The organism is Pseudoxanthomonas sp. LjRoot204_2, assembly GCF_056175765.1.
In genome coordinates, this window is sequence record NZ_JBGFFG010000510.1 from 1 (window position 1) to 2,118 (window position 2,118).

At 66.5% G+C, this 2,118-nt stretch carries 4 protein-coding genes and 1 pseudogene; 4 read left to right on the forward strand and 1 reads right to left on the reverse strand.

Annotation, left to right across the window (positions count from 1 at the left end; genetic code table 11):
* From AC04L7_RS17250 to AC04L7_RS17265, 4 genes and pseudogenes are all read left to right on the forward strand, one after another.
* Positions 1-210 (forward strand): annotated as a pseudogene (locus AC04L7_RS17250) (NAD(P)H:quinone oxidoreductase); the annotation flags it as partial.
* Positions 210-542 (forward strand): DUF2069 domain-containing protein, encoded by a 333-nt coding sequence (locus AC04L7_RS17255; RefSeq protein ID WP_435997193.1) that lies wholly within the window; start codon positions 210-212, stop codon positions 540-542. The pseudogene AC04L7_RS17250 and the gene AC04L7_RS17255, both read left to right, overlap by 1 nt.
* Positions 542-1,246 carry a hypothetical protein gene (locus AC04L7_RS17260; RefSeq protein ID WP_435997191.1) on the forward strand — a complete coding sequence of 235 codons (705 nt, stop codon included), beginning with the start codon at positions 542-544 and terminating at the stop codon, positions 1,244-1,246. The genes AC04L7_RS17255 and AC04L7_RS17260 overlap by 1 nt, the downstream gene beginning before the upstream one ends.
* Positions 1,247-1,266: 20 nt before the next feature.
* The gene (locus AC04L7_RS17265) at positions 1,267-1,752 is read left to right on the forward strand and encodes an asparaginase domain-containing protein (RefSeq protein WP_296282020.1); all 486 of its coding nucleotides are present in this window, start codon (positions 1,267-1,269) and stop codon (positions 1,750-1,752) included.
* Between the two features lie 113 nt (positions 1,753-1,865).
* Here the strand turns inward: AC04L7_RS17265 and AC04L7_RS17270 are convergent.
* Positions 1,866-2,118, reverse strand: a 253-nt coding sequence (locus tag AC04L7_RS17270; RefSeq protein WP_475513517.1) for a GNAT family N-acetyltransferase, incomplete at its 5' end; no start/stop codon positions are given.

A 2,118-nucleotide genomic window follows, 5' to 3' on the forward strand; every position in this document is an offset into this window, starting at 1 on the left:
GTGCCGCTGTTGCACCACGGCTGCGTGATCGTCGGCATTCCGTTCACTGAGCCGCAGCTCAGCACCACGCGCACGGGCGGCACACCCTATGGGGCCAGCCACGTGGCGGGCGGCGACGATGATCCGCAGCCCAGCGACGAAGAAGCCGCCCTCGCGCGCTCACTCGGTCGCCGCGTCGCCGATATCGCCCGTCGCCTGGAGACGCGCTGATGGACCGCTCACGCCTGCTGCTCGCCGCCCTGCTGCAACTGCTGGCCATCCTGTATGCGGTGTGGTTCTGGGGCGACCGGCAGTATACGCTGGCGCTGCTGGTGTTCGCGCTGCCGCCGATCCTGTTGATGATCGGGGTGATGGCGCGTCGGCGGACGGCGGCGTTCTGGGCCGGCGTGTTCGCGCTGTTCTGGTTTTCGCACGCGGTGATGGTGGCGTGGGCCGATCCAGTGAAGGCAGCGTTTGCCTGGGGCGGCATCGTGCTGTCCGTCGGCATCGTGCTGGCGACCAGTTGGCCGGCGTTCGCGAAGCGGTTCGGCAGGAAGGGCTGATGCGCTTCGTCGTGGCGCTGCTGTTCTGTCTGCTGGCGCCGTGCGCGTGGGCGCAGGACGCGGTGTGCGAACCGGCCGATGCCGTCCGCGCCGAGAACCGCGACGGCAGCGTGCTGACGGTGCAGACCGAATGCGTTTCCCCGGAAGTGCGCCGCTACGTCGCCACACTGGCCTGCGATGGCGGCCGCGTGTGCGATCGGCGGGAGGTGACGCAGGAGGTCGCCTACACCAGCATGGGCCACGCCAACCTGATCGACGTGGACGGCGACGGCATGCACGAGGTCGAGATCCGCGGCATGTGCGGCGCCGGCCCGAACTGCGAGGGCGAGGTGTACCGGATCGACCCGGCCACGCGCACGCTGCAGCACTTCTTCAGCGGCGGCTACTACGAGCTGCAGGTCATCGAAGGCTGGATGGTGGAAGCCGGGCGCAGCAGTTGCTGCAGCTGGGAATTCCATCTGTGGAAGCTGGATGCGCCGCATGCGCTGCCGCTGGAGTACGACACCATGGACCTGATGGTGCAGGTGGATGCCGGCGGGGACGAGGACGGGAACGTCACCGACGTGCGCTGCACCTTCACGCGGCAAAACGGCGATAATCGCGTGGTCGTCGCCCCACCGTCGCCCGCGCTGGAAGCGATCTGCGAGCACTACGGCGAGCCCTACGACCTGACTTCCCCGGACCCAACGCCAGGCGCGCCGTGAGCGCCGGCAGGAGCTTTGAGATGGATGAGCTGCTGATCGTCACCACCGGTGGCACGATCGACAAGATCTACTTCGACGACAAGTCCGATTACCAGATCGGTGATCCGCAGATCGGCATGATCCTGCGCGAGCTGGGGGTGACGTTCCGCTTCACGGTCATCCCGATCCTGCGCAAGGATTCGCTGCACATCACCGACGAGGACCGCGAACTGATCCGCGCGACCATCGCGGCGCAGCCGACGAAGCACGTGCTGGTGACGCACGGCACCGACAGCATGGTGCAGACGGGCCATGTACTCGCCTCGATCACCGACAAGACCATCGTCATGACCGGCGCCCTCAGCCCGGCCCGCTTTCGCGGCTCCGACGCGGAGTTCAACATCGGCTGCGCGATCGGCGCGGTGCAGTCGCTGCCGGCGGGGGTGTACATCGCGATGAACGGCCGGATCTGGGATCCGGCGAAGGTGCGGAAGAACGTGGCGGAGAATCGGTTCGAGGCGGTGTGAGGCTGACGAGCTGAWTGATGCCGCAGTAATGACAAGGCCCGCTGATGCGGGCCTTGTCGTTTCCGGAAGAAGGCGATGTCCTCCCGACGTGTCCCTCTATCGGAGGGCCAGACCTACGGCGGCGAAATGACAAACGCGCTGAGGCTTGCCGACAGCGGGACGGCCTTCGCACCCATTGCCTCATAGAGCGCGATGGCACGGTGGTTGCTGGACCGCACGTTGTTGATTACAAGCTCGTGGCAGCCCTTGTCGCGCGCTTTCTGCCGCAGTTGCTCGATCACCGTACTTCCATAGCCGCGCGAGCGCTGCCTGGAATCGATCTCGATCTTCTCCAGCACAAAGCTCCCGCCGGGTTCGAACCAGCCA

Excerpts from the sequence above, each read along its gene's own strand:
- AC04L7_RS17255 (WP_435997193.1), top strand. The coding sequence starts at position 210 with ATGGACCGCTCACGCCTGCTGCTCGCCGCCCTGCTGCAACTGCTGGCC.
- AC04L7_RS17260 (WP_435997191.1), top strand. The coding sequence starts at position 542 with ATGCGCTTCGTCGTGGCGCTGCTGTTCTGTCTGCTGGCGCCGTGCGCG.
- AC04L7_RS17265 (WP_296282020.1), top strand. The coding sequence starts at position 1,267 with ATGGATGAGCTGCTGATCGTCACCACCGGTGGCACGATCGACAAGATC.